This is a genomic window from Actinomyces sp. HMSC065F12, assembly GCF_001814535.1.
Lineage (GTDB): Bacteria > Actinomycetota > Actinomycetes > Actinomycetales > Actinomycetaceae > Pauljensenia > Pauljensenia radingae_A.
The window spans coordinates 25,417-50,949 of record NZ_KV817030.1 but is presented as its reverse complement, the minus strand read 5'-3'; the positions used below and the strand labels follow the sequence as shown (position 1 = coordinate 50,949).

The following is a 25,533-nucleotide window of genomic DNA, read 5'->3' as shown; positions in this document are numbered from 1 at the left end:
TCTACTCTACGCTGAAGTCGAGAATTTTTCTTAAATACTGACCAGTGAATGATTCGTCGACGGCGGCAACATCTTCAGGTGTGCCCTCAGCCACGACCTGGCCACCGCCGGATCCCCCTTCAGGGCCCATGTCAATGATCCAATCCGCGCACTTGATGACATCCAGGTTGTGCTCAATCACGATGACCGTATTGCCTTTATCAACCAGTGTCTGCAACACCATCAAGAGCTTGCGAATGTCTTCGCTATGCAGACCCGTCGTCGGCTCGTCCAGAACATACACTGATCGTCCTGAGGAGCGTCGCTGCAGTTCGGACGCCAGTTTTACACGCTGAGCTTCGCCACCGGACAGTGTCGTGGCGGCCTGTCCCAGCCGCACGTACCCCAGGCCAACCTCGACGAGCGTGTTGAGATGACGAGCGATACGCGGCAGCGACTGGAAGAACTCCGCCGCTTCCGAGATGGACATATCCAGAACATCTGCCACTGTCTTGCCCTTGTAGTGGACTTCCAGTGTCTCCCTGTTGTACCGCTTGCCGTGACACACCTCGCACGGCACATACACGTCGGGCAGGAAGTTCATTTCAATGCGAATCGTGCCGTCGCCCTTGCAGGCTTCGCACCTGCCGCCCTTGACATTGAAGGAGAAACGTCCCGGCATGTAGCCGCGAACCTTGGCTTCATGCGTTTGTGCGAAAAGCTGGCGAATCAGATCCCACACCCCGGTGTAGGTAGCTGGGTTCGAACGCGGGGTGCGTCCAATGGGTGACTGATCCACATGAATCACCTTGTCGAGGTGATCCAGACCGGTGATCGCGCGGTGGCGTCCCGGAACCATGCGCGCCCCATTGAGGCGGGATGCGAGGGACCGATACAGAATCTGGTTAACCAGAGTGGATTTGCCCGATCCTGACACGCCCGTCACGGCGATGAACACTCCGAGAGGGAATGACACGGTGAGGTTATCGAGGTTGTTTTCACGCGCGCCTTTCACCGTGATGACGCGGGAGCGGTCCACCGGCCTGCGTTCGGTTGGAATGGCAATGGACCGGCGCCCCGACAGGTACTCCCCTGTCAACGAGTTCCGATTCTTCTTCAACTCCTCCACGCTTCCGGAGTACACGACCCATCCGCCGTTTTCTCCGGCACCCGGTCCAATGTCCACGACCCAGTCGGCCGATTCAATCGTTTCTTCGTCATGTTCGACAACGATCAGCGTGTTGCCGAGGTCGCGAAGGCGCTTCAGGGTGGCGATCAGGCGCTGGTTATCACGTTGATGCAGGCCGATAGATGGCTCATCCAAGACGTAGAGAACCCCGACCAGTCCCGACCCGATCTGGGTGGCCAGCCGGATACGCTGAGCTTCACCACCGGAAAGGGTTCCGGCCGCCCTTGACAATGTCAGGTACGTCAACCCCACATCGTTGAGAAACTTCAAGCGGGCGATGATTTCCTGCAAAATGGGGCGCGCAATGAACTGCTGTCGCTGGTCGAGCTCGAGCTCACTCATGAAACGCTCGAGATCAGCAATCGACAGGTTCGACACCTCGGCAATGTTCAGGCCACCGATGCGCACAGCCAGCACTTCCGGCTTCAGGCGGGCACCCTGACACACGGGACATGGCACCTCACGCATGTACGCTTCCAGGCGTTCCAACGTTCGATCCGACTCAGTTTCCTCACGCTTGCGTTCGATGTAGTTGACAGCGCCTTCGAAGCCAGTCGTGTAGGAACGCTCGCGCCCCCACCTGTTACGGAACTTGACTTTCACTTCGTAGTCTTTGCCGTACAGGATCGCCTGGCGCGCCTGACTGGGCAGCTCCTTCCACGCAGTCCTGGTCGAAAAGCCGAGCTCCTTACCGAGGGATTTCAGCAAGCGTACGTGGTACTTAACGTTCCGGCTCCACGGTGCGACAGCCCCATCCTCAAGAGACAGTTCTTCGTCGGGAACGACGAGGTCAGGGTCGACTTCCAGCCGCGAGCCGATTCCCATACATTCAGGACATGCACCGTAAGGAGCGTTGAATGAGAATGTGCGAGGCTCGATCTCTTCAAGTGCAAGTGGATGGTCGTTCGGGCAGGCGCGCTTTTCAGAGTAGCGGCGCCGCCTGTTCGGATCGTCCGCGTCCAGATCCACGACGTCAATGACAACCAGGCCTTCCGACAGCCCCAGCGCTGTTTCCACCGAGTCAGTCAGACGCTGCTTCATACCGTCGCGCACCACCAGTCGGTCGATGACGACTTCGATGGTGTGTTTCAGCTTCTTCTCAAGGGTCGGCGCGTTCTCCAAACGCACCACTTCACCGTCAATCAATGCGCGTGAATAGCCGGCAGCGCGCAGATCGTCAAGTAATTCGCGGTACTCACCCTTGCGGCCACGCACGACGGGTGCGAGGACCTGGAAGCGGGTGCCCTCCTCCATCGAGCGCACACTGTCCACGATCTGCTGCGGGGTCTGGGCGGTGATTTCAGCGCCACACGTCGGACAGTGCGCAGTGCCCGCCCGTGCGAACAAAAGACGCAGGTAGTCGTGGATTTCAGTGATCGTGCCTACCGTTGATCGCGGGTTACGTGAGGTGGATTTCTGATCGATAGACACTGCCGGAGAGAGGCCTTCGATGAAGTCAACGTCAGGTTTGTCCATCTGACCGAGGAACTGGCGCGCATATGACGACAGGGATTCAACGTAGCGGCGCTGCCCCTCGGCAAAAATGGTATCGAATGCGAGGGATGACTTTCCGGAGCCGGACAGGCCGGAAAAGACGATCATCGCGTCACGAGGTAACTCGAGGTTGACGCTTTTGAGGTTGTGCTGGCGCGCTCCGCGCACGATCAACTGGTCTGACACCCCTCGATCCTACGGCTCCGGCGCGATTCTCGCACATCTGTTCCATGTGGGGTGGGTGCGCAGGATCTGTTCATGCATTCAGGCGCGCCGCGATCGCAATGCTGGGATAATTGACCTATGCGTATCTATGTCGTTGAGTACACGTATGACACCAAGTTGAATTCTCTGACGCAGGATTTCCGCCCGGCGCACCGCCGTTTCCTGCGGGATCTGTATACGAAAGATGTTCTGCTGTCCTCAGGTTGGCTCCGCGATGCGATGCATGAGGGTGCCCTCATCATCTTGAAGGCAGAGTCCGCCAATGTGGCGCTGAAGATCCTCGAGGATGATCCGTTCTACGTTCAGGGGTTCATCATTGATCGGCGCATCATGCAGTGGGAACCGACCATCGGCAGCCTGGCCGAAGAATTCGACACGAAGTTCCCGTACTCGTAGATTTCGGCTGCCTCTAGTCGACCAGCCCTTTGAGAGCCCGAGCCACCAGCTCCGGCTTCTCAACGGCGCTCATATGCCGCGCCTGAGGGATGCGTGCCACCTGCACAGTCGCCCCTCCACTACGGATAGTGCGGGCCAGTTCGTCAGCGCCCGCCCAGTTCAGTGAACCGTCCTCTTCAGCGCTGATCAGGAGGGTTGGAGTGTGGATGCTCGCAACGTCGCCACGCATGTCCGTACTGGCGAGGACCTCGCAGCACTGCGCGTATCCCTCGTCATCACAGTTTTCGAAGATCCTGCGAATCGCCTCAACGCGGTCAGCACCCTCCCCCGAAGCAAATTCAGGCATGAACCAGCGCTCGAACGTTGCGTCCACCAGGCTTGCTGTGCCGTCGCGACGCACAGCCCCAGCTTTGTCGTACCACTGATCAGGCTGACCATTGATCGGCCCGGCACTCATGACGGTGAGGCTGCGCACCCGCTGAGGATGTGTGATTGCAGTAGCCATGGCGACCATGCCACCCAGTGACAGTCCGGCGCAATGAAACGTATCGACGCCGTGATCATCCAACGCGCCAAGCAATGCTTCCACAACGTCGGTCATCTTCAGTCCACGGTCGACCGGAGCAATCGGTGTTCCCCCGTGCCCGGGCAGATCGTAGAGGACAATATAAAAATCGTCGCGAATCAAGGGGATGACGCTCTCCCACATGTCGTGGCTTGATCCCAGTGAATGTCCCAGCACCAACGCCGGAGCATCCTCGTTTCCCAGGATCGTCAGCGGCAGCTTCCATGCAGTCATCTTCAACTCCTTCACGCGGTATCTCCGCACTGTCAGTCTAGTGGCGCACCGTCCGTTTCAGCCTTTCGCTGGTGGCGCAATGAGTATGCGCGATGCGCCGCTTCGATGAGGATACAGGCGGTGAGGCCGCATGCGAGGATCACCCATCCGTCGTGCGCTGCCGGCCACTCCAGCGCAAAGAAGTCGCGGATGAGTGGAATGAATACTCCCGCGATGGCACAGATCAGCATGAGGGCGATCAGTCCCGCCCTCCACGAATTCACCGGGCGTGCGGTAATGGACAGGAGCCACAGTGCACCACACATCAACGACAACGCGGCAGCGGTTTGGCCCTCCACTTGTCCTACGCCCACCATCCAGTACGCAGTCAACGCAGCTGCAGCCAACACGCACCCTGATGGAACGGCCAGGCCGAGCACGCGCTTCAAATATCCGCTGACGTATCGTCGCCTGTTCGGGCCCAGCGCGATGAAGAATGCCGGGATTCCGATGGTCAGCGCATCAATGTAGGTGAAGTGACGGGGCAGGAACGGGTAGTGCCAGGCGGCAAGCGCGCAGATCACGGCTATGAGGCTGGCATAGACCGTCTTGGCCAGGAAGAGTGCGGAGACACGTTCCATATTCGCCATAATGCGCCGCCCTTCTGCGACAACGCCCGGCAGAGCTGCAAACGCTCCATCGACCAGCACGATCTGCGCCACCGCTTTCGTGGCGCGGGCACCGCTGCCCACCGCGATCCCCAGGTCAGCATCTTTCAGGGCAAGTGCGTCATTGACGCCGTCACCCGTCATCGCGACAGTATGCCCGCGAGACTGTAATGCCCGCACCATTGCGCGTTTCTGCTCCGGAGTGACACGTCCGAACACATCATGATCCATCACGGCCTGCACGAACGCGTCGCTGTCCATGTCCTCAGGCAGGGTGCGCGCATCCATCCCGCGAATCGTCGCTTGGTCCTCACGCAATGAGGCCACATTCGCAATAGCCTGCACAGTCGCGGGATTGTCACCTGATATCACACGTACCCGCACGCCCTGCCGGCGGAAATACTCCATTGTGTCAGCAGCGTCGGGGCGGATCTGTTCGCGCAGGACGATCAGCGTGTTCGGCTGAAGTCCCTGCGGCAGTTCCTCCTCCATTGACGAGGGAGCTGCCGGCGCGCAGCTGAGCACCACAACGCGAAGTCCCTGGTCGGCAACGCGCGTGACGTGATCCAGCACGTTCGCGTCAGTCACCGTCATTTCCGGAGCGCCCAGTACCCAGGCCTGCTCTCCATCACTGAATCCCGACCATTTGCGTGTCGAATTGAATGGGACACTCCAGTTATCAGACAGGTCAGCTGGCTCCACCTCGAGTGCCTGAGCCTTCAGATGAGCAACGATCGCTTCCGCAGTTGCGTTGTGTGTGGAAGCATTGAGTGTCAACAGTGCGCGGGCGGCACCCTCGTCAATTCGGTCACCGCTGTCACCCGCGCCTAGGGGAATCATAGAATCGACGCTCACTCCGCCGGTAGTCAGCGTTCCCGTTTTGTCAACGCAAAGGGCATCCACACGCGCGAGGACTTCCACCGCGGGAAGCTCATTGACGAGGACTTTGCGCCGTGCCAGTGCTGCCGCGCCGAGGGCGAAGTTCATGGAGGTCAGCAGAACCAGGCCCTGCGGGATCATACCGACAACTGCCGCGATCGCCAGGACGAGTGCGTGCCGCCATCCACCGCTGAGCGGATCGAGGCGGATCTGCGACCATACGATCAGCGCGGTGACGGGCACAATCAGCCACGAAATGACCCGCAGGACGCGGTTAATGCCCTGCTGAATCTCGGAAGTGGTGCGCGTGAACCGGCGGACCTGCTCTGTGAGCGTATGGGCATAGACGGCGTTTCCGACAACAGTGGCTTCGATAAGGCCGTCACCTGAGACGACAGCGGTGCCGGCCAGGACGCGGTCACCCTGCTTTTTTCTGATCGGTACGGATTCGCCCGTCAACAAAGATTCGTCAATGTCGAGGCTGTGGGAAGTCTGCACGATTCCATCGACGGGAACCTGGTCCCCCAGGCGCAGCTCGATAATGTCGCCGCGTACCACGTCTTCCGACAGGACCTCGCGCTCTTCACCGTCCCGCCACACCAGCGAATGCGGCGCGTCGACAATCGCCAGGGAATCGAGCGTTTTCTTCGCGCGGTATTCCGCCGCGATACCGATGATGGCGTTGAGTACCATCACGCCGCCGAACACTGCGTCCCGCCAGTCCCCCACAATCAGTACCACAACAATTGCGGTGGTAAGGATCGTGTTGAACAGGGTGAAAACATTCGCTCGCGCTATTGATCCGAGCGAGCGGGACGTCTTCGTATGGTGATGGTTGACCTCACCCTGACGGGTGCGTTCTTCCACTTGCGCGGCCGTGAGGCCGGATGGCCCGGGTGCTGGCATCAGTCCACTGACGGACGCGGCTCAGTATGCTGCTCGTCGGAGTCAGCGACCTCACGCACCGAGGAGCGTGCCGCATCCTGCTCGGCCTTGGCACTGCGATTAATCGGCTGAGGTGCCCGCAGGGCCTTTGAGTGGCGTGACTTCAGGATCGAGGCGATCACCGTGATGATCAGCGTTCCGGCGATGACGGCCAGTGAGAGCGGTGTGCCCACCTCGGGGACGCTTTCGAAGCCCTGTCCACCGTTAATGAACGGCAACGTGTTCTCATGCAGGGCGTGCAAAATGAGCTTCACGCCGATGAAGCCAAGAATGACGGCCAGGCCGTAGTGAAGGTACACGAGACGATCAAGCAGTCCGTCGATCAGGAAGTAGAGCTGACGCAGGCCCAGCAGGGCGAAGGCGTTGCACGCGAAGACCAGGTACGGCTCTTTCGTGAGGCCGAAGATTGCCGGAATGGAGTCGAACGCAAACATGAGGTCGGCTGACCCCAGAGCGAGGACCACCAGCAGCAGCGGTGTCACAGCAGTCTTTCCGCCATGGCGATAGAGGAACCGGTCCGAGTAATACCCGTCGGTGACGGGAACGATGCGGCGCACGAGGCGGATGAACCCGTTTTCACCCTGTTCGGATTCTTTCTCGTCTCCGCCGGTCCCTTGGCGTGCCTGAGAGTATGCCGTCCATAGCAGCCATGCACCGAAGATAAAGAAGACCCAGGAGAAGCGCTCAATCAGTGCGGCGCCGATCAGGATGAAGATCAGGCGCATGACGAGCGCAATGATGATGCCGCTGAGCAGCGCTTTTTGCTGATATTCTCGCGGCACTCTGAACGAATTCATAATGATGACAAAGACGAACAAGTTGTCGAGCGACAGGGACCATTCGGTGATCCAGCCGCCGTAGAACTCTCCGGCATACTGGCCGCCATAAATCGCCCAGATCCCGATTCCGAATAGCATCGCGAGAGAAACGTAGCCCACAGTCCACAATGCCGCCTCTTTCATGGTGGGGGCGTGCGGTGTACGGACATGACCGATGATGTCGATAGAAATAAGCACAATGACGACGAGGCCTAGGCCGACCCAGCCGAGCGCGTGAACGTCCACGTAAAACCTTCCGTGTTCGGGGTGATACAGCCGAGGTCTGGTCCGCCTGTCTGCGACAGGCCTCGGTACCGGGTTCGCTGCGCGCACGTAGCGTCCCGAGATGACGATACCGGGTTAAAGGATTACTCCCCTCGTGGATCTCATACTACCGCGTTCAGACGCCCCGGAATCAGTTTGCTTCCTTCATCTGTCGAAGCTCACGTTTGAGATCCGCCACCTCGTCACGCAACCGGGCGGCCAGCTCGAACTGAAGATCGCCTGCCGCCACATGCATCTGCGCTGACAGGTCGTCAATGAGCTGCGCCAGTTCAGCTTCAGCCTGAAGTCCCAGTCGTTCACGGGTATCCCTGGCGTGGCGCAACACGTCGTCGCTGGCTCGGGCATGTCCGATGGGCTTGCCGGAGCGTTCCTGACGGTACCCACCTTCCAGCAGTGATTCCGTGTCAATGTCCTCGCGTGCGAGCATGTCTGTCACGTCAGCGATCTTCTTGCGCAGAGGTGTCGGATCAATGTGATGTTTTTCGTTATAGGCAATCTGCTTGGCTCTGCGCCTTTCGGTTTCCTCAATCGCCGCACGCATCGAATCGGTGATGTTGTCGGCGTACATGTGAACCTCGCCCGACACGTTACGGGCTGCGCGGCCAATCGTCTGAATGAGGGAACGCGTTGAGCGCAGGAACCCTTCCTTGTCCGCATCCAGAATGGACACGAGCGATACTTCGGGCAGGTCGAGGCCTTCTCGAAGCAGGTTGATTCCGACAAGGACGTCGAACTTGCCCTGACGCAGTTCCCGCAACAGTTCCACGCGGCGCAACGTGTCGACATCCGAGTGCAGATATTCGACGCGAACGGAGCGTTCGGCCAGATACGTGGTGAGGTCTTCTGCCATTTTTTTGGTCAATGTGGTGACGAGGACGCGCTCATTGCGTTCCACACGCACCCGGACTTCTTCGAGCAGGTCATCAATCTGTCCCGAGGTAGGCTTCACAATCACCTTCGGATCGACCAGGCCAGTTGGGCGAATGATCTGTTCAACAACTCCGTCGCAACGCTCGAGCTCGTAGGGGCCGGGTGTGGCCGACAGATACATGGTCTGCCCGATGCGCTCAACAAATTCATCCCACTTCAGTGGCCGGTTGTCCATTGCCGAGGGAAGACGGAAACCATGATCGACGAGGGTGCGCTTACGCGACATGTCGCCCTCGAACATGGCACCGATCTGCGGAACCGTGACGTGAGATTCATCGATAATGAGCAGGAAATCGTCCGGGAAATAATCCAGGAGAGTGTGCGGCGGCGTGCCGGGGCCGCGACCGTCAATATGGCGTGAATAGTTCTCCACACCCGAGCAAGTGCCGACTTCCTTGAGCATTTCCAGATCATAGGTTGTGCGCATGCGCAGTCGCTGCGCTTCGAGAAGTTTGCCCTGAGATTCGAACCATTCGAGGCGTTCGGCCAGTTCATCCTCAATCGACTTGATCGCACGCTTCATACGCTCTTCGCCAGCGACATAGTGAGAGGCCGGAAATAGGTAGACCTGGTCAACGTCACGTATTACGTCACCTGTCAGCGGGTGCAATACGGCGAGCTGGTCGATTTCATCACCGAACATTTCGATGCGGATGGCGAGTTCCTCGTACACCGGGATGATCTCGATGGTGTCCCCGCGCACACGGAACGTGCCGCGGGTGAATGACATGTCGTTGCGCACGTACTGCATATCCACGAAGGCGTGCAGCAAATCGTCGCGGTCAATGACCATTCCTCGCTGCAAATCCACCATACGTGCCACGTATTCTTCAGGCGTGCCCAGGCCGTAAATGCAGGACACCGACGAGACCACAACCGTGTCCCGACGCGTCAGCAATGAGTTGGTTGCCGAATGTCGCAGGCGTTCAACCTCGTCATTAATGGAGGAGTCTTTTTCAATATAGGTGTCTGTCTGAGGCACGTATGCTTCAGGCTGGTAGTAGTCGTAGTACGACACGAAGTATTCGACCGCGTTCCTGGGCAGGAATTCGCGGAACTCGGCGGTGAGCTGAGCGGCCAGCGTCTTGTTCGGCTCCATGATTAGGGCGGGACGCTGAATCTGTTCGATGAGCCACGCGGCTGTTGCCGTCTTGCCGGTGCCGGTCGCGCCCAACAGCACGACATGTTGTTCCCCACCGTTGATGCGTTCGGCAAGCTCACGAATCGCGTGTGGCTGGTCGCCTGAAGGGGAATACTCTGCGATCACTTCGAAAGGATGTTCCTGGCGTAAGATTCGTTGCCCGCTCATACGTCCCACCGTAGTCGCTGCTAACTGCTACCGCTTCCCGCCCATGGAGCAAGTGTCCTAGACTCGTATCTATATGAGTGCCTGCATGCGCCATAAGACCAGAGTTGTCTTCGATGAAGGTGGATTACCGTGACACATACTGCTGATCAGCCCCAATGGTGGAAGTCCTCGACTGTTTACCAGATCTATCCTCGGTCTTTTCAAGACTCCAACGGTGACGGCATTGGTGACATTCCCGGCATTACATCGCGGGTGCCGTATCTGAAGAAACTCGGTGTTGACATCGTGTGGCTGTCTCCCCTGTACCGCTCCCCTATGGCCGACATGGGATACGATATTGCGGATTATCAGGATGTTGATCCGATGTTCGGTACCCTCGATGATCTTGATGAGCTGATCACGCAGCTGCACGCACACGACATGCGCCTGATCATGGATCTTGTAGTTAATCACACCTCCAACCGGCATCCCTGGTTCCAGGAGGCGCTCGACCCCGCATCAGACAAGCGCGACTGGTACATCTGGCGCGACCCGCGCCCGGGAGCAACCGCCCACGAGGTGCCGGCAGGGCAGCGCCGCGGTGATGAGCCTAACGACTGGACTGCGGCATTTAACGGCCCGTCATGGACGTGGCACGAAGCCTCCCAGCAATACTACCTGCACCTGTTTGCGCCTGAGCAGCCGGATTTGAACTGGGACAACCCTCAGCTGCGCCAGGCGATCTTCGAGATGATGCGCTGGTGGCTTGACCGAGGCGTTGACGGCTTCCGCATGGACGTCATCAACCTGATTTCCAAGCCTGAAGGATTCGACCAGCCTGGCGAAGGCTCTATCACATCGGCCGCTTTCGGCCCGCACTTCCACGAGTACATCCAGCAAATGCACCGCGAGGTGTTCGACCGCTATCCCGACCGCGTGTTCTTCACCGTCGGTGAGACACCGGGTGCCACACCCCATGATGCGATTTTGACCTCTGATCCGGCGCGCCGCGAGTTGGATATGATCTTCCAGTTCGAGCACATGGGGCTGGACAGTGCTGACGGGGACAAGTACCACATTCGCGATCTGCATTTGCCTGACATGAAGCGCAACCTTGCGCGCTGGTCGCAGGAACTGGCTGGAAAGGGCTGGAACTCCCTGTACCTGTCGAACCACGATCAGCCGCGTCCCCTGTCGCGCTATGGCGATGAGGAGAATCACCGCTACCATTCAGCCACCGCATGGGGCGCGATGCTGCACGCTCACCCGGGCACACCGTTCGTGTTCGAAGGCGAAGAGATCGGCATGTCGAACTACCCGTGGTCCGGTATCGACCAGTTCAAGGATGTGGAAACGATTGGTCAGTGGCGCCAGTCAGTCACCCTCGACGGGCAGGATCCTCAGGCTGTGTGGCCGGCGATCGTGAAGATGAGCCGCGACAATGCCCGCACCCCGATGCAGTGGGATGCGACCGAGAACGCCGGATTCACGACCGGTGAACCGTGGCTGCCGGTGAACCCGAATTATGAGACGGTCAACGCGCAGGCACAGGTTGACCAGACAGGCTCCACGTTCGAGTTCTACCGCGCGATGATCGCGCTGCGCAAGGAGTATCCGATTCTGGTCGAGGGTGACTTCGAGCTGGTCGAGCCAGATGATCCATCGATGTGGTGGGTGCGGCGCACCCTGGGCGACCAGGTGCTCGATGCGGTGGCGAATATGTCCTCGCATTCCATTGCCTGCGCTGTCCCCGACGGCGACGTGATCTTGTCGAACCGTCGTCACGACAATGGTGACGAGTGGGAGTACGCGGCTCTGGCCCCGTGGGAAGTCCGGTGGGTGATCCACCCAGCTTAAGTGCTCACCCGACCAGGGTGCTGCCCAGGTAAACGGCCACGAGAATCAGCCCGACCCCGGCGATGCGCTGAGAGATCAGTGCTCGCGAGGGGGCGGGCTGTTCCGATGCTTGCGTGCCGCGTACCAGAAGCTTCCAGATGATCTGCGGGCGGATGACCATCAGGAGGCCAAGGGCGCCAAAAAGGACGACGAAAAACCACAACATGAGGTGATTTTACAAATTCTGCCCGCGAACCACAGCGACGATTCGCTGCGCTTCGTCAGGATCGGTGCGTCCTGGCTGCTGTGCCGGAGCACGCATATGCACTTCGGTCGCTCCGGTGTTATGGATCACGGCGGCGACATTGTGCGAGCGCAAACCGCCCGACACGAGGATGATCATCTCTCCAGCTGCGCGGTCTGTCAGGTGGCGAATATTCTCCACGTTGACCACAGACGCATCACCGCCGGTGGTAAGCACTCGATCGAATCCCGCACGAATAAGCTGGTCGAGGCTTCGGTCCATATTCTGCACGGTGTCGAAGGCACGGTGGAAAGTCAGTGGTCTCTCCCCGGCCGCGTCGCGCCACAGTGACAGCACATCCTGATCGATCTCGTGGTCACTGGTCAGTCCACCGACGACAAAACCCACCGGTATGTCGGTGTGGTCGGTGCGTTCACGCAAGCGTCGCATCGCCTCGGCTATGTCGCGTTCCTCACCGGAGGGCATCACGAATGTGCCGGGACGGGGGCGGATCAGCACCTGCATCCCGCCTGACGGTGCGACGCTGAGCGCGCTGTCCACCACTCGATCAGAAGGAGTCAGGCCTCCGCAGCTCAGGTCATCGCACAGTTCGACTCTGTCGATGCCCATCTGTGAGGCAATCTGCACTCCCTCAGTGTCTTCAACACATAGCTCGATAACCGTCATTGATCTTCCAGTCGTTCCATATCTGCCGGTTCGCAGCCTGGGCACCCAGGATCGCGGCTCCCCACTTCCCTGCCTCTGCGCCCAGGCGGGCCGTCACAATTTCGGGAGGTGTTCGCCACGCCATCAGGTCACGCAGGTGACGGCGCACCGGTTCCAGCAACGTCTCACCGGCGTTGGACAGGCCCCCGCCGACAACGAAGCGGGTGGGGTCGAGGGCGAAGGTGAGGTGCGCGAAACACAGGGCCAACGCGTAAGTGGCGGTATCCCATACCTCATCTGCAATGGGGTCGATTCCCAGCAGATCCTCTACCGTGCGAGCTGTTGCCTCTTTGCCGGTCTTCTGCGTGAAGCGTCGCGCGATGGCTTTTGCTGATGCGTACACCTCCGTGCAGCCTCGCTGTCCGCACGTGCATGTTTCACCATTCGGAATGACCGGCGTGTGGCCAACTTCTCCGGCGCTGAAGGCATCACCTGCCCACGGTCGGTTACCGTGGCAGATGGCTGCCGAAATGCCGGTGCCGATGGGAACCATGATGAAGGTGGGTGCGCCCTGGCCAGCGCCCAGGAGACCTTCAGCCAATCCTGCTGCCCGCCCGTCATGTCCGAGGCGCACCGGCCGTAAGCATGCTTCCTGCATGCGCTGGGCAAGGTTCACGTTCTTCAGTTCGAGGTTAGACGCATACTTGATAACGCCGGCCTCTTCGTCCACCACACCAGGTGTGATGACACCGATTCCGGCGACCTCTGGCCACTTGTCCACGATGGTCCGGGCGACGTGGCACGCTTGTTCGACCACGTTGCCCGGACGCGTGTCCAGGTGTACAGCATCGGTGACGTGTCCAGCTGAGTCCACCAGGAATGACTTGATGGACGTACCGCCAACATCAACCCCCGCAACCACGGTGTTCAAGAGATAAACACCTCTACGTCCAGTTTGGCGTCGGTCACATCCTCATCGAATGGGAACATCGGTCGGTCAATGCGGCGATGTCCCAGACGAATCAGATCCTGATCAACTCCGCCTGGAGTCAGTGCCATCATCCAGTCGGCCTGCGCCTTGTACAGATCCGGTTCCAGGTAGCCGATCTTGACTACCACGACATCGGGATCATCGATCGACAGCCCCAGTCGCTCATACTGCACGCGGGAATGGTATTGCATGCGCTGAGAGGTCACAATGACAGTCAGGCTATTGATCTTCAACGCACAGGTGCGACCACCCTCAGGATCATCGATTACTCGGAGCACTGTCGCGTGGACCTTTTGCGGTCCAGGTTCACGCGTATCGATGTGCGCGCCCAGCTCAACATCGACCTGTGCCCCTTCACCGGCCTGATCCGCCACCTTCACGGCATTCGGATCAACCAGCGATGCGTACAGAACGTTGAGCGCCTCATCCTTTACCGGTGCCCACTCCAGGAGCTCCGACAGCGCGGCCGTGCAGTCGTCAGCACCGCCAGCACCGGGGTTGTCTCCGGAATCCGAAATGAAGAACGGACGCGGAGCGTCGAGGGCGTGCTCAAGGCACTCGCTCATGGTCCCCACGGGTGCAACGAATTCGAACTGATCGCGTACATCCCAGAAATGCTGAGCCAGACGCAGAGCCTGAGCTTTCACGTCCTCAGCGTCATCGCCTGTGACCACAACGGCCCCCTGGCAGCGTGGCTGATCCGCCCATGCGAATCCGACCCAGATTGCCGCGTCAAGAATACCGGGACGCTTTTCAACCTCCGGAACCATGGCATACAGCGACTTGGCTGGTTCAATACGTGTCGATGTCTTCTCACCAGGCAGCAGCACCGGCACGTGAACCAGTGCCTTAGCCGGCCTGCCTTTGCCACTGACCAGTCGTTCCACTAGGTTCACCGCTGCTCGCTTGCGCGATTCGAACGCATCCTCATGGGGTGCCATCCTGTAGCAGGTGAGCAGATCGCATCCTGCGAACAGGGCTCGGGACACGTTTCCGTGCAGATCCATGGAGGTCGAGATCAGGGGTTTATCTCCGACAACTGCACGGACGGCTGTGATCAGGTCACCCTCGGTATCGTCGTATCCCTGAGCGGTCATGGCGCCGTGGATGTCGAAGAAGACTGCGTCGACAGGTGCAACGGCGGTTAAGCCGTCAACTATTTCCTGCCGCCAGGCTTCGTAGTCTGAGCGCAGCACCTGGCCGCCCGGCAGTGCGCGGGCGTGAAGGATCGGGATCCATTCGACCTGGCGCGCCCAGTCCTCGTCCATCCACGTGTAACGTGCGAGCAGCTCGTCACCACGGCTGACCTGGAAATCCTTTTCAGTTGAAACGTATGGGGTAAAAGTCGAGGACTCGATGTGGAGCCCACAAATTGCTATTCGCGGAAGAGTCATGTTTTTTCCTATTTCACCAGTTCTGTTTAGCGACCACCCATGCCGGACATGGCGATACCTTTAATCAGGTGTTTCTGAAGAATCATGACCAGGACTGTTGTCGGGATCATTGAAATAATCGCTGCAGCAATCTGCAGATCCCATCGCGTCCCGGTCTGGCTTGAGAACGAGGCAAGACCAATTGGCAAAGTTCCCAAGCGCGAGTAGTCGACGGTCACAATCAGCGGCCACAGGTATGAGTTCCAGAAAGACATAAATGTGAAGACCGCCAGCACGGCGATTGCCGACTTGGTCAAAGGAAGAATGATCTGAACGAACGTGCGGATCGGACCGGCACCATCAACACGTGCCGCTTCTTCCAGTTCGAATGGGATACCGCGCATGAACTGACGCATCAGGAATGTGCCAAATGCGCCGAATGCGAATGGGAAGATCAATGCCTGATAGGTGTCAACCCAGCCAAACCATTTCATCACGGTGAACATCGGAACGACCAGAACTTCCTGCGGAACCATCATGGTTCCAAGGAACAGGACGAAGACGAGTTCTCGCCCGCGCCAGCGCAGTCGACTGAATGCGTAACCGGCTGTCGCGGATACGAACAGCACCAGCAGCGTTCCTGCGATTGAGACGATGAAGGAGTTCTTAATGTAGGTCAGGAACGGGCCATAGGTGAAAACTTCGAGGTAATTGCTCCACCGCAGCTTCTCACCAACCAAAGTCGGGGGCATCGAGAAAATCTCGTCCTTCGACTTCAGTGATGAGAAGAATGCGTAGATCAGTGGGGACGCAAAGAGGATGGCTGCGAGCCATACGGTCGCATTTGCCACGATGTCCTTGACGCGCGAGGGTTCACCGCCCAGAAGTCCGGGCTGACTGTGCCTGTTGGCAACCTGCTTTTTCTGTGTCCCCTTCTGGGGTGCCGTGGTTGTTGCGACATCAGTACTCATAGTGGACCCACCTCTTTTGAGCCTTGAACTGGAAAGCTGTGACCAGGATGACCAGAATGAACAGAATCCATGCGCCGGCAGCTGCAACACCGAGCTGCTGGAACTTGAAGCCCTGGTTGTAGATGAACATGACCAGCGGCAGCGTTGCGTTTCCAGGCCCACCACCGGTGAGCATCTGCGGCTGGACGAAGACCTGAAGTGAGGTGATGATCGTCATGACTGCAGCGAAGAAAATTGACGGCGACATCATGGGAAGGATGACGCGGAAGAGCATCTGCGCTCCCTTGGCTCCGTCGAGGCGTGCTGCCTCGATAACGGGTTCGGGAAGCTGCTCGAGTGCTGCTGAGAAGATCAGCATGTTGTAGCCCACGCCCTGCCATACCGACATGACAACGATCATGACCATTGCCCATACGGGATCAGCAAGGAAGTTCGGCAGTTGGAAACCGAATACTGATACCGCTATGCCGTTGAAGAGACCCTGAGGCTGGAGCAGCATCTTCCAGACCAGGACGTTGGCAACCATTGGCGTGACGACCGGAATGAAGAAGAGAACGCGGAAAGCGTTGCGTCCCTTGATTCTCGGGCCGAGGAGCAGTGACAGCGTCAGTGCGACAACGATGTTGACAGGTACGTAGGTAACCGTGAAGATGATGGAATTTCGCAGAGCAGGATAGAAGTCAGGATTTTGACCTGACAGCAGGTTGCGATAATTCTCAAGGCCAATGAAGGCCCGTTCGCCAAAGGCTGGCCAGTTGAACAGACTCATCACGACCGACAGGACGACGGGAACGACTGTGAAGAGGCAGAGGCCCGCAAGCGCTGGGCTGACAAAGCCCAGCGCTTGACGGGACTCAATCTTCCGCAGTGAACTCCGCCGATTCGTGACGGCAGGTTGTGCGGTCATTGCGGTCAACCTCACTTATTGCCAAATTGTGCCTGAGCTTGCTCAAGCATCTGAGACATTGGCGTCTGGCCAGTGTAGACCGACACGAGGTTGGGCTGAATGTAGTTGTTAACCTGCGACCACACAGGGGTGGAGTTCTGACCCTGCTGATCCTTGAATGCAGCGTCGAATGCGGCCTTCACTTCTTCCCGGACAGCTTCATCGAAGGAATCGAAGTACTGCGCCTGAGATTCGATACGTGAGGGGTAAGAACGGCCCGAGGAGCTCAGGAGGTCCTGTGCTTCCTTCGACACCAGTGAGCCCAGTACCTTCAGTGCGGCGTCACGGTTGTCACAGTTGGCCGAGATACCGAAACCGGAGCCAAGGATAAGGCCCAGAGATCCGTTGTCTCCCTGAGGAAGACGTGTTGCGCCGGCCTTGAAGCCTGCTTCGTTGTTGAAGTAGCCGTAGGCGTTCCAGGTGCCGTCCACAGCCATTGCAACGTTGCCGTTCTGGTACTGTTCTTCGCCCCAGCCAGCTTCAGATGCTGACGGGACCGGATCGGCAACCTTTTCCGTCAGAACAAGGTCGGCATACCATTCAGCGGCCTTGACGAAGTCAGGGTTCGTCAGGTCGATGTTGCCATCAGCGGTCACAGGCTGGGTGCCGGACAGTGCGATCGGCAGTGCCATCCATTGGAATTCACCCATGCCGATACCGAAGCCCTTGTGCTGGTCGGTCGTGGTTTTCTTCGCAGCTTCATTGAAGTCGTCGAAGGTCCAGTCCAGGGTCGGTTCCTTCGCACCGGTTTCAGCGAACATGTCCTTGTTGTAGAAGACCATCATCGCTGACACGTCGTAGGGAATGCCGTACAGGTTGTCGTTGAAGGTCATGATGTCGAGGGCTCCGTCGGTGAAGTCCTCTTTCTTGATACCTGCTTTTTCAAGGTCTTCATCTGTCAGCGGTGACAGTGCCTGATAGAAGCCCGACAGCTTCTGCCCGTTCATTGAGGTGATGCACGCCAGGTTTCCTGACGACATGTTCGAGGTGAGCTTGGTGAAGTAGTCGCCCCATGAAGCGGTCTGTGTTTTCAGCTCAATATCCGGATTCTGTTTGCGGACGATGTCGGCAGTTTGGCTAATCCAGTCCAGATCATCGTCGGAGCCGCCCCACATATCCCATGTGATCGATCCGCCTGATCCATTCCCAGATGCCGATGCGTTGTCACCGCCCCCAGAACATGCAACGAGGGAACATGTCATACCTGTAGCAAGTAGCGCCGCTGCTGCTTTTTTCTGTAGAGATTGCATTAAGAGACCTTTCTTCGGTGAGTCCCACATAGGACTTGACCTGTGTATCGAGATGCTGATTCCAAGAAGTCTTCGCGTCGTCAACGATACTTCAGCCTTCTTTTAACGGCATCGAAGAAACTATCATCGTTTCCAATAGAACTATATATGACTTTCTAGTAAAATTCGAACCAGACAGGTAACAAATCGATGACGTAGTCCCGCTGTCCGATCCTTCAAACCGAAAGAAGCGTCCTCTTGACGAACCAGACATTTACTCCACAGGAGACAAGCACAACTGATGCGATGATTATCGAAGCGGTTGCAAGTGGTTCTGCGACGACACGTTCAGACCTCTCGACTCTCCTTAAGTTATCGCCTTCTACCGTTTCGGTGCGAGTGCAGGCACTTCTCGAGAACAACGTGTTACGTGAGGCCGGAGCGGGTAAGTCCAAAGGTGGCAGGCGTCCTCAGGTTCTTGAGACGGCTGGCACCCCCAGCACGTTCGCCGCCATTGACATGGGCGGCGCCCATGTTCGCTTCGGAGTGTTCGACACGCAAGGGAACCTTCTGGCCTCGTGGGAAGCGTCTCTTGACCTGTCTTTACCGCCCCGGGATGTTCTGTCCAGCGCCCTTGACTCACTTACAGGGGCCGATCTGGACGTCGACCTTGACGCGACGCTTCGTGGCATCAGCCTTGGCGTTCCGGCACCTGTGAACCAGGAACTCCAACGCATCGACGTGGGGGCACGCATGGCAGGGTGGACTCACTTCCCTATTCGCGAATGGATGGAATCTCACATCGATGTGCCCGTCGCGGTCGAGAACGACGCGAACCTCATGGCATTGGGCGAAGCCCGTCACCATCCGGAAATCGAGCGCTCCATTACCGTTAAAGCTGGTGCCGCCATCGGCAGCGGCATCGTGGTGGACGGAAAGATCTATCACGGCGCCTCCGGCATGGCAGGTGACATTTCACACGTGCGCTCCCATCGCAGTACTGACCGGCCGTGTGGATGCGGAAATATCGGGTGCCTCGAAACGATCGCCTCTGGAGTCGCCCTCGTGGAGCGTGCACGCGCCAACGGGATGTCGATCACCTCGCTACCCGAACTTGTCGCGCGTGCGCACGAGGGTGATTCAGCGGCGACCACTTTGATACGCGATGCCGGTCGCGCGCTCGGTGAAGTTCTGTGCAGCGTGGTCGGTTTTGCCAATCCTAATGCACTGTTTGTCGGCGGCAGGCTTTCCACGCTGGAGATCTTCATCGCCTCCATACGCAGTGAGCTGTACGGCGGATGCCACCCCCTCGTCACTCGCAACTTGCTGATATCGCAGGCAACTCTGGGCGCTGACGCCGGTATCTACGGCGGCTTTGAGCTGATTCGAGATACCGTCTTTCATCTTCCTGACCTCATTCATTAAGACCACCGAAGAAATCAACAAATGACAAAGGATAGTGTCCATGATTAATTTCGAACATCGCACCGGCCCGGTTTTCTCTCCTGAGCCAACCTACCCACAACGCGATGTGCCCGACTGGTTCCAGGATGCCAAACTCGGCATTTTCGTTCACTGGGGTCTCTACTCTGTTCCCGCCTGGGCATCGCTGCCTGAAGAAGGCGTACAGCCCGATGACGAATACGCAATGCATTCCTACGCCGAGTGGTATGCCAATACAGTGCGGATTCCGCACAGCCCGGCGCATATTCGCCACAACAAGAAGTACGGAATCGGAACCTCCTACGAGGATTTTGCGCACATGTGGCACGCGGAGAAGTTCGATCCGCGCGCGATGGTGGACCTTTTCGTTGAGGCAGGTGCGCGCTACCTCGTTCCCACAACCAAGCACCACGACGGTTTCTGCCTGTGGAACACGGACACCACGAACTTCTCAGCCGCGCAGCGAGGCCCCCAGCGCGACATCATTCAGGAGTTTCATGACAGTGCGCGCGAGGCGAAACTCAAGTTCGGCGTTTACTTCTCGGGCGCCCATGACTGGCACGTTGCGCATTTCCCGCCGATCGAATCGGACAGAGATCTGTTCGTCTACCGTCGCAATGACCCTGAATTTGCGCGCTACGCGGCCGATCAGCTGCGCGAGCTGATTGACCGCTTCCATCCCGACATTCTCTGGAACGACATCGAATGGCCCGACAGCGGAAAATCGAATGAGGATTACGCTCTGGCCTCGCTTTTCCGCAAATACTTCTCGACTGTTCCCGATGGTGTCGTGAACGATCGTTGGGGTATTCCCTACCATGGCTACCTGACGCGCGAGTACAGCATCATCGACTCAGTGATCCCCGAGCCGTGGGAAGCAACACGTGGTCTGGGGCATTCATTCGGCTACAACACCAATGAAGACGAGAACAACACCCTGTCGGCACCAGCCCTGATTGATCTTCTCGTCGACACTGTCTCCAAGAACGGCAATCTGCTCATCAATGTCGGACCACGCGCCGATGGCACGATCCCGGAGCTCCAGCAAAACTCGCTGCGCGGCCTGGGACAGTGGTTGAAGACGAACGGCGAGGCGATCTACGGCACGCGCGTCTTTATCGATGCTGACAGTAGGAAAGCCTCGCAACGCTACACGCGCAATGATGGTGAACTCTTCATCTTCGTGGATCCTTCTCAGCGCAGCGACGTTGAGATTCCGTCAGGGTGCCCGAGCGATGCGTCTGTTCGCTGGCTCGGTAATTCGTCACCGGCTGAGCGCAACGGCCTCGCGGTACAGATTCCGGACAGCCTACGTTCAGGTTCCCTCGCGGTGTGCGCAGTGCGCATGAAGTAGGCACCACCGTCGCTGTCATATAGAAAGATCCCGACTCGCTTCGCGAGTCGGGATCTTTCGTGCAGCTTCTTACCGCATCAGCATCAGTTGTTCGTCAGCTTCTCGCGCAGAGCGGCGAGTGCCTCATCCGATGCCAACGTGCCGGAGTTGTCAACCGGCGAGGAGTAGGACGCCTGTTCCTCGACTGACGGAGCAGCCTCTGCGTCTTCTTCCAGCGCCTTGGCAACCTGGGCACGGTGGGCTTCCCAACGGGCGTGCGCTTCGGCGTACTGGGCTTCCCAGGCCTCGCGCTGCTCGTCGTATCCTTCCATCCATTCCTGGGTTTCCGGATCGAAGCCTTCAGGGTACTTGTAGTTGCCGTTTTCGTCGTATTCGGCAGCCATTCCGTACAGTGACGGATCGAAGTCTTCCGATTTCGGGTCGACGCCCTCGTTGGCCTGCTTAAGCGACAGCGAGATGCGGCGACGTTCCAGGTCAATATCGATGACCTTGACGAAGACCTCTTCACCGACCTTGACGACCTGCTCCGGCATCTCAACGTGGCGCTGGGCGAGCTCGGAGATATGGACAAGGCCTTCGATTCCGTCCTCGACGCGCACAAACGCACCGAACGGAACGAGCTTGGTGACCTTACCGGGCACAACCTGGCCGATTGCGTGGGTACGGGCGAATGCCTGCCACGGATCTTCCTGGGTGGCCTTCAGGGACAGGGAGACGCGTTCGCGGTCCATGTCGACGTCGAGGACCTCGACGGTGACTTCCTGGCCGACCTCGACAACCTCTGACGGGTGATCGATGTGCTTCCAGGACAGTTCGGAGACGTGCACCAGGCCGTCCACGCCACCCAGGTCGACGAATGCGCCGAAGTTGACGATCGAGGAGACGGTGCCGTTGCGGACCTGTCCCTTCTGCAGGGTGTTGAGGAAGTTGGTGCGAACCTCGGACTGCGTCTGCTCGAGCCATGCGCGGCGCGACAGGACCACGTTGTTGCGGTTCTTGTCGAGCTCGATGATCTTGGCTTCAAGCTCGCGGCCGATGTAGGGCTGCAGGTCACGCACGCGACGCATCTCAACCAGGGATGCGGGCAGGAAGCCGCGCAGGCCGATGTCGAGGATCAGGCCGCCCTTGACGACCTCGATGACAGTGCCGGTGACAACACCTTCTTCCTCCTTGACCTTTTCGATCTGGCCCCATGCGCGTTCGTACTGTGCGCGCTTCTTCGACAGAAGCAGGCGGCCATCCTTGTCTTCCTTCTGGAGTACCAAAGCTTCGATCTGATCACCCACCGCGACGACGTCATCAGGATCGACGTCATGCTTGATGGATAATTCGCGTGAAAGGATGACTCCTTCGGTCTTGTAGCCGATGTCGAGGAGGACCTCATCGTGGTCAATCTTGACGACTGTTCCCTCGACAATGTCCCCATCGTTGAAGTATTTGATGGTCTTGTCGATGGCGGCGAGCAGGTCTTCTTCAGACCCAATGTCGTTCACTGCAACCTGAGGCGTAGAGATGCTCGGCTGCTCGGTGCTGGTGGTCATGTAGTTATGTACTCCGAAACGGACGATCTAGTAGATGGACAAAATTGAGTGTGTCCGTCAGTCACCGCGAAGGCAACTGACACACACCCGAGAAAGTTTACCAGTTCAGGATCAAAGATCTACCCTCAGCTCCTGAAAAGATGTGTGAGCAGTGACATATTTGACCAATCTCACAACTGGTGCACTTAGTGAGCAGCTTCTTTCCATGAATGGCCGATCCCCACCGCTACATCCAGCGGCACGCGCAGCGCCAGCACCGGGTGTTCGGCGCGCGTATGGTCGGTGGCTTCCTCCTGGCCGGTGGGTTCCACATCGCCATCGTCATCGGATTGCGGGGCGCGAGCAGTCTGCAGGCCATGCGGCAATGGAGGATAGGCCATGTTCTCACGTACCAGCTCTTCCACGTGCACAGCTTCTCCCTCGGCTATTTCAAGAATCAATTCATCGTGAATCTGCAGCAGTATGCGCGAGCGTAGTTTCTCGTCGCGCAAGGCACTGTCGACTCCAACCATCGCGATCTTGATGATGTCGGCTGCCGATCCCTGGATCGGCGCGTTCAGTGCGGCACGCTTGGCTATTTCACGGCGCTGACGGTTGTCGGAGATGAGATCGGGCAGGTAGCGGCGACGACCGAACATTGTCTGGGTAAAGCCATCCTTCTGGGCCTGCTCCACGATGCCGTCCAGGTAGTCACGCACGCCGCCGAAACGCTCAAAGTAGCGTTCGCGCAGCTCCGCCGCCTCCGGCACACCGATTCCGAGCTGCGCAGACAGACCGTACGATGACAACCCGTAGGCCAGACCGTAGGACGTGGCCTTGATGCGCGAACGCTGCTCGGATGTCACCTGATCGACAGGCGTGTCGAACACCATCGACGCCATCGTGCGGTGCAAATCCTCACCCGAGTTGAAGGCGTCAATCAGTCCTTCATCGTTGGACAGGTGCGCCATGATGCGCATCTCGATCTGCGAATAGTCCACGCTCATCAGGGACTGCCACCCCTCCCCTGCAACGAACGCGTGCCGGATGCGCATGCCGTCGGGTGTGCGCGCGGGGATATTCTGCAGGTTCGGTTCCGACGAGGCGAGCCGCCCCGTGGCAGTCGCAATCTGAGAAAACGTCGTGTGAATCCTGCCGTCATCAGCAATCGCGCTGTGCAGGGACTGCGTCATCTGGGACAGCTTGATGCGGTCGCGGTGCGTGAGCAAATGCTCCAGGAACGGGTGGCGCGTCTTCGCGAACAGTGTCTCCAGCGCTTCCGCATTCGTCGTGTACCCCGTCTTCGTCTTCTTGGTCCTGGGCATATCGAGTTCATCAAACAGGACCTGCTGGAGCTGCTTGGGGCTCGACAGGTTCACCGTGTGGCCGATTGCGTCATAGGCGCGTTGCGCAGCACCTTCAACAGCTTTCGACAGCTCCTGACGTTGCAGGTCGAGTTCCTCACTGTCAATCGCGATCCCCACGTGTTCCATGCGTTCCAGCATGCGCGCGACAGGCTGTTCCACATCGTCAAGCAATGTTCGTTCATCATCATTCATCGCCCGCCTGAGAGCATCAGCCACATACGGCAGGACGGCTGCGCGCTGCGCCATCTGTCTACGCGCCGCAGCCTGTTTCTCCTCCGATTCACCGTCCAGATCCAGCATCTGCTGACCGGATTCTTCCTCTTCCAGGGCCGTGATGTGCACGCCCAGATACTGCTCAGCCAGATCGTCGATCGCGTAGGAGCGCTGCTCGGGCCGCAGCAGGTAGGCGCCCAATGCAACGTCGAAGGTCACCGGCAGGGTCTCCACGTCCCAGGCGCGCATCATATGCACCAGTGTTTTGAGGTCATGGGCAATCAGGGGTCGTGTCAGGTGCGCCAGCCATTGCGTGCACTGAGCCGTCTGCTCGGTGGTGGCCTCTCGAGCATCAATGAGGAGTACCTTCATGCCGCTCGCGATCGCAAGATGTTCCAGGTCAGGCAGGGGCGGGTTCGCGACGCCTTCGCACCAGATTCCCACTGACGTCTCTGCCTCAAAGGTTGCAAGGACCTGCTGGACATTCGTGTTCGCATCGGCTCGGATAATTTCCACGTCATCAAGGATGAGTGATTCTTCCGCGCCACCCTCGTCGGCCGTGCTGCCCCCGGAATTGACGAGGGCGTCCGGAGCAGAGGGGTTGAGTGCGATCGATGCGACCGAGACGATCTCGCGGCGCGTGCCGGGTCCGAATTCAAGGCTGTCGCACAGACTCATCGCCTCTGAATGTTCGGTGGGACGACGGTAAAGGTCATCGAGGGTGATTCCCAGATCAACGTCAGTGAGCAGGCGGTTCAGCGAGCGGTTGCGGCGCACGTCATCGATATGGGCGCGCAGATCTGTTCCGCGTTTGCCACCGATCTCATCTGCGCGAGCCAGGACATTTTCCAGTCCGTCGAATCTGTTAATCCACGTGGCAGCGGTCTTGGGGCCGACGCCAGGCACTCCTGGCAGATTGTCGGCGGTCTCCCCCACCAGCGCGGCAAGCTCCGGGTAACGCTGAGGCGGCACGCCGTACTTCTCCTCAATGGCTTCCGGTGTCATGCGACGCAGGTCCGACATCGACTGACCGGGGTACAGAATCGTGACGTGTTCGTTCGCCATCTGGAAGGCGTCGCGGTCACCTGATGCCACGACAACATCCAGCCCCTGTTGAGACGCAGTATGTGCAAGGGTGGCCAGAATGTCGTCAGCCTCTATATTCTCCTTGCGCAGACGGCAGATACCCATGGCTTCCAGGAACGCGTCGATCAGATCAACCTGTCCGTGGAATTCAGGAGGAGTCTCATCGCGCGTGCCTTTGTACTCCGGGTACTTATCCGTGCGGAACGAATGACGCGAGACGTCGAAGGCAACAGCGACACGTGTCGGATTCTCATCCTTGAGGATCTTCGTGAGCATGCGGATAAATCCGAACACAGCACTGGTGTCCTGACCGGTCGAGGTCTGGAAATTACCCGAACGCATCGCGTAAAACGCGCGGTAGGCCATCGAATGTCCATCAATAATCAGCAGTTTTCCGTCCACACATGACACCCTAGAGGT

Annotated in this window: 18 protein-coding genes and 1 pseudogene; 5 read left to right on the top strand and 14 right to left on the bottom strand. The window is 58.5% G+C overall.

Translation table 11 applies throughout. The features are described 5' to 3' along the window. Position 1 precedes the first annotated feature (1 nt). Positions 2 to 2,848: an excinuclease ABC subunit UvrA gene (uvrA, locus tag HMPREF2975_RS08780; protein WP_070727140.1), complete on the bottom strand. Its 2,847-nt coding sequence runs from the start codon at positions 2,846 to 2,848 to the stop codon at positions 2 to 4. Positions 2,849 to 2,965: 117 nt separating this feature from the next. On the opposite strand from uvrA, the gene HMPREF2975_RS08775 reads away from it, so the two are divergent. Next, positions 2,966 to 3,283, top strand: a complete 318-nt coding sequence (locus HMPREF2975_RS08775) for a YciI family protein (RefSeq protein WP_070727138.1) — start codon at positions 2,966 to 2,968, stop codon at positions 3,281 to 3,283. A gap of 13 nt (positions 3,284 to 3,296) precedes the next feature. Here HMPREF2975_RS08775 and HMPREF2975_RS08770 read toward each other — a convergent pair whose 3' ends face one another. The 4 genes from HMPREF2975_RS08770 to uvrB all read right to left on the bottom strand — a co-directional run bounded on the left by HMPREF2975_RS08770 (position 3,297) and on the right by uvrB (position 9,895). Then, entirely contained in the window at positions 3,297 to 4,082 is a 786-nt protein-coding gene (locus tag HMPREF2975_RS08770; RefSeq protein WP_141757398.1) for an alpha/beta fold hydrolase, read from the bottom strand. Between the two features lie 32 nt (positions 4,083 to 4,114). Then, complete coding sequence (locus HMPREF2975_RS08765; protein WP_070727135.1) at positions 4,115 to 6,514, bottom strand: HAD-IC family P-type ATPase; 2,400 nt, start codon at positions 6,512 to 6,514, stop codon at positions 4,115 to 4,117. Next, positions 6,514 to 7,617 carry a TerC family protein gene (locus tag HMPREF2975_RS08760; protein ID WP_070727134.1) on the bottom strand — a complete coding sequence of 368 codons (1,104 nt, stop codon included), beginning with the start codon at positions 7,615 to 7,617 and terminating at the stop codon, positions 6,514 to 6,516. Before HMPREF2975_RS08760 ends, HMPREF2975_RS08765 begins: the two co-directional genes overlap by 1 nt. A gap of 169 nt (positions 7,618 to 7,786) precedes the next feature. Next, the gene (gene uvrB / locus HMPREF2975_RS08755) at positions 7,787 to 9,895 is read right to left on the bottom strand and encodes an excinuclease ABC subunit UvrB (protein ID WP_070727132.1); all 2,109 of its coding nucleotides are present in this window, start codon (positions 9,893 to 9,895) and stop codon (positions 7,787 to 7,789) included. Between the two features lie 129 nt (positions 9,896 to 10,024). Here uvrB and HMPREF2975_RS08750 point away from each other — a divergent pair, with 129 nt between their 5' ends. Beyond that, positions 10,025 to 11,731 carry an alpha-glucosidase gene (locus HMPREF2975_RS08750; protein ID WP_070727131.1) on the top strand — a complete coding sequence of 569 codons (1,707 nt, stop codon included), beginning with the start codon at positions 10,025 to 10,027 and terminating at the stop codon, positions 11,729 to 11,731. 4 nt (positions 11,732 to 11,735) lie between these two features. Here the strand turns inward: HMPREF2975_RS08750 and HMPREF2975_RS08745 are convergent, their stop codons facing one another. From HMPREF2975_RS08745 to HMPREF2975_RS08715, 7 genes are read right to left on the bottom strand one after another with little or no spacing between them, the layout of a single operon-like run. Next, a complete protein-coding gene (locus HMPREF2975_RS08745) occupies positions 11,736 to 11,936 on the bottom strand; it encodes a DUF6199 family natural product biosynthesis protein (RefSeq protein ID WP_058236654.1) in 201 nt (66 codons plus the stop codon). A gap of 9 nt (positions 11,937 to 11,945) precedes the next feature. After that, positions 11,946 to 12,641, bottom strand: a complete 696-nt coding sequence (locus HMPREF2975_RS08740; RefSeq protein ID WP_070727129.1) for a copper homeostasis protein CutC — start codon at positions 12,639 to 12,641, stop codon at positions 11,946 to 11,948. Beyond that, complete coding sequence (locus HMPREF2975_RS08735; protein ID WP_227469362.1) at positions 12,616 to 13,542, bottom strand: ROK family protein; 927 nt, start codon at positions 13,540 to 13,542, stop codon at positions 12,616 to 12,618. The genes HMPREF2975_RS08740 and HMPREF2975_RS08735 overlap by 26 nt, the downstream gene beginning before the upstream one ends. A gap of 5 nt (positions 13,543 to 13,547) precedes the next feature. After that, the gene (locus HMPREF2975_RS08730; RefSeq protein WP_070727125.1) at positions 13,548 to 15,005 is read right to left on the bottom strand and encodes a M81 family metallopeptidase; all 1,458 of its coding nucleotides are present in this window, start codon (positions 15,003 to 15,005) and stop codon (positions 13,548 to 13,550) included. 26 nt (positions 15,006 to 15,031) lie between these two features. Next, on the bottom strand, positions 15,032 to 15,955 hold the full coding sequence (locus HMPREF2975_RS08725) for a carbohydrate ABC transporter permease (protein ID WP_058236650.1): 924 nt from the start codon (positions 15,953 to 15,955) through the stop codon (positions 15,032 to 15,034). Then, complete coding sequence (locus tag HMPREF2975_RS08720) at positions 15,945 to 16,862, bottom strand: carbohydrate ABC transporter permease (protein ID WP_070727123.1); 918 nt, start codon at positions 16,860 to 16,862, stop codon at positions 15,945 to 15,947. Before HMPREF2975_RS08720 ends, HMPREF2975_RS08725 begins: the two co-directional genes overlap by 11 nt. An 11-nt stretch (positions 16,863 to 16,873) precedes the next feature. Continuing rightward, complete coding sequence (locus HMPREF2975_RS08715; RefSeq protein ID WP_070727121.1) at positions 16,874 to 18,151, bottom strand: ABC transporter substrate-binding protein; 1,278 nt, start codon at positions 18,149 to 18,151, stop codon at positions 16,874 to 16,876. A gap of 285 nt (positions 18,152 to 18,436) precedes the next feature. Here HMPREF2975_RS08715 and HMPREF2975_RS13135 point away from each other — a divergent pair. The 3 genes and pseudogenes from HMPREF2975_RS13135 to HMPREF2975_RS08705 all read left to right on the top strand — a co-directional run. Continuing rightward, a pseudogene (locus tag HMPREF2975_RS13135) lies at positions 18,437 to 18,547 on the top strand (winged helix-turn-helix transcriptional regulator); the annotation flags it as partial. A gap of 6 nt (positions 18,548 to 18,553) precedes the next feature. Further along, positions 18,554 to 19,555 carry an ROK family protein gene (locus HMPREF2975_RS08710; protein ID WP_264673894.1) on the top strand — a complete coding sequence of 334 codons (1,002 nt, stop codon included), beginning with the start codon at positions 18,554 to 18,556 and terminating at the stop codon, positions 19,553 to 19,555. A 40-nt stretch (positions 19,556 to 19,595) separates the two neighbouring features. Next, positions 19,596 to 20,927, top strand: a complete 1,332-nt coding sequence (locus tag HMPREF2975_RS08705) for an alpha-L-fucosidase (protein WP_058236646.1) — start codon at positions 19,596 to 19,598, stop codon at positions 20,925 to 20,927. A gap of 83 nt (positions 20,928 to 21,010) precedes the next feature. Here the strand turns inward: HMPREF2975_RS08705 and rpsA are convergent, their stop codons facing one another. Together rpsA and polA are read right to left on the bottom strand one after the other, a co-directional pair. After that, on the bottom strand, positions 21,011 to 22,468 hold the full coding sequence (gene rpsA / locus HMPREF2975_RS08700) for a 30S ribosomal protein S1 (protein ID WP_058236645.1): 1,458 nt from the start codon (positions 22,466 to 22,468) through the stop codon (positions 21,011 to 21,013). Between the two features lie 185 nt (positions 22,469 to 22,653). Next, on the bottom strand, positions 22,654 to 25,515 hold the full coding sequence (gene polA, locus HMPREF2975_RS08695) for a DNA polymerase I (protein WP_227469354.1): 2,862 nt from the start codon (positions 25,513 to 25,515) through the stop codon (positions 22,654 to 22,656). Between the last annotated feature and the right edge of the window lie 18 nt (positions 25,516 to 25,533).

Bases quoted from the DNA above. Each gene is read 5' to 3' on its own strand.
- HMPREF2975_RS08720 (WP_070727123.1), bottom strand. From the start codon at position 16,862: ATGACCGCACAACCTGCCGTCACGAATCGGCGGAGTTCACTGCGGAAG.
- HMPREF2975_RS08775 (WP_070727138.1), top strand. From the start codon at position 2,966: ATGCGTATCTATGTCGTTGAGTACACGTATGACACCAAGTTGAATTCT.
- rpsA (WP_058236645.1), bottom strand. From the start codon at position 22,468: ATGACCACCAGCACCGAGCAGCCGAGCATCTCTACGCCTCAGGTTGCA.
- HMPREF2975_RS08705 (WP_058236646.1), top strand. From the start codon at position 19,596: ATGATTAATTTCGAACATCGCACCGGCCCGGTTTTCTCTCCTGAGCCA.
- HMPREF2975_RS08715 (WP_070727121.1), bottom strand. From the start codon at position 18,151: ATGCAATCTCTACAGAAAAAAGCAGCAGCGGCGCTACTTGCTACAGGT.
- HMPREF2975_RS08740 (WP_070727129.1), bottom strand. From the start codon at position 12,641: ATGACGGTTATCGAGCTATGTGTTGAAGACACTGAGGGAGTGCAGATT.
- HMPREF2975_RS08725 (WP_058236650.1), bottom strand. From the start codon at position 15,955: ATGAGTACTGATGTCGCAACAACCACGGCACCCCAGAAGGGGACACAG.
- uvrB (WP_070727132.1), bottom strand. From the start codon at position 9,895: ATGAGCGGGCAACGAATCTTACGCCAGGAACATCCTTTCGAAGTGATC.
- HMPREF2975_RS08745 (WP_058236654.1), bottom strand. From the start codon at position 11,936: ATGTTGTGGTTTTTCGTCGTCCTTTTTGGCGCCCTTGGCCTCCTGATG.
- HMPREF2975_RS08730 (WP_070727125.1), bottom strand. From the start codon at position 15,005: ATGACTCTTCCGCGAATAGCAATTTGTGGGCTCCACATCGAGTCCTCG.
- HMPREF2975_RS08765 (WP_070727135.1), bottom strand. From the start codon at position 6,514: ATGCCAGCACCCGGGCCATCCGGCCTCACGGCCGCGCAAGTGGAAGAA.
- HMPREF2975_RS08770 (WP_141757398.1), bottom strand. From the start codon at position 4,082: ATGACTGCATGGAAGCTGCCGCTGACGATCCTGGGAAACGAGGATGCT.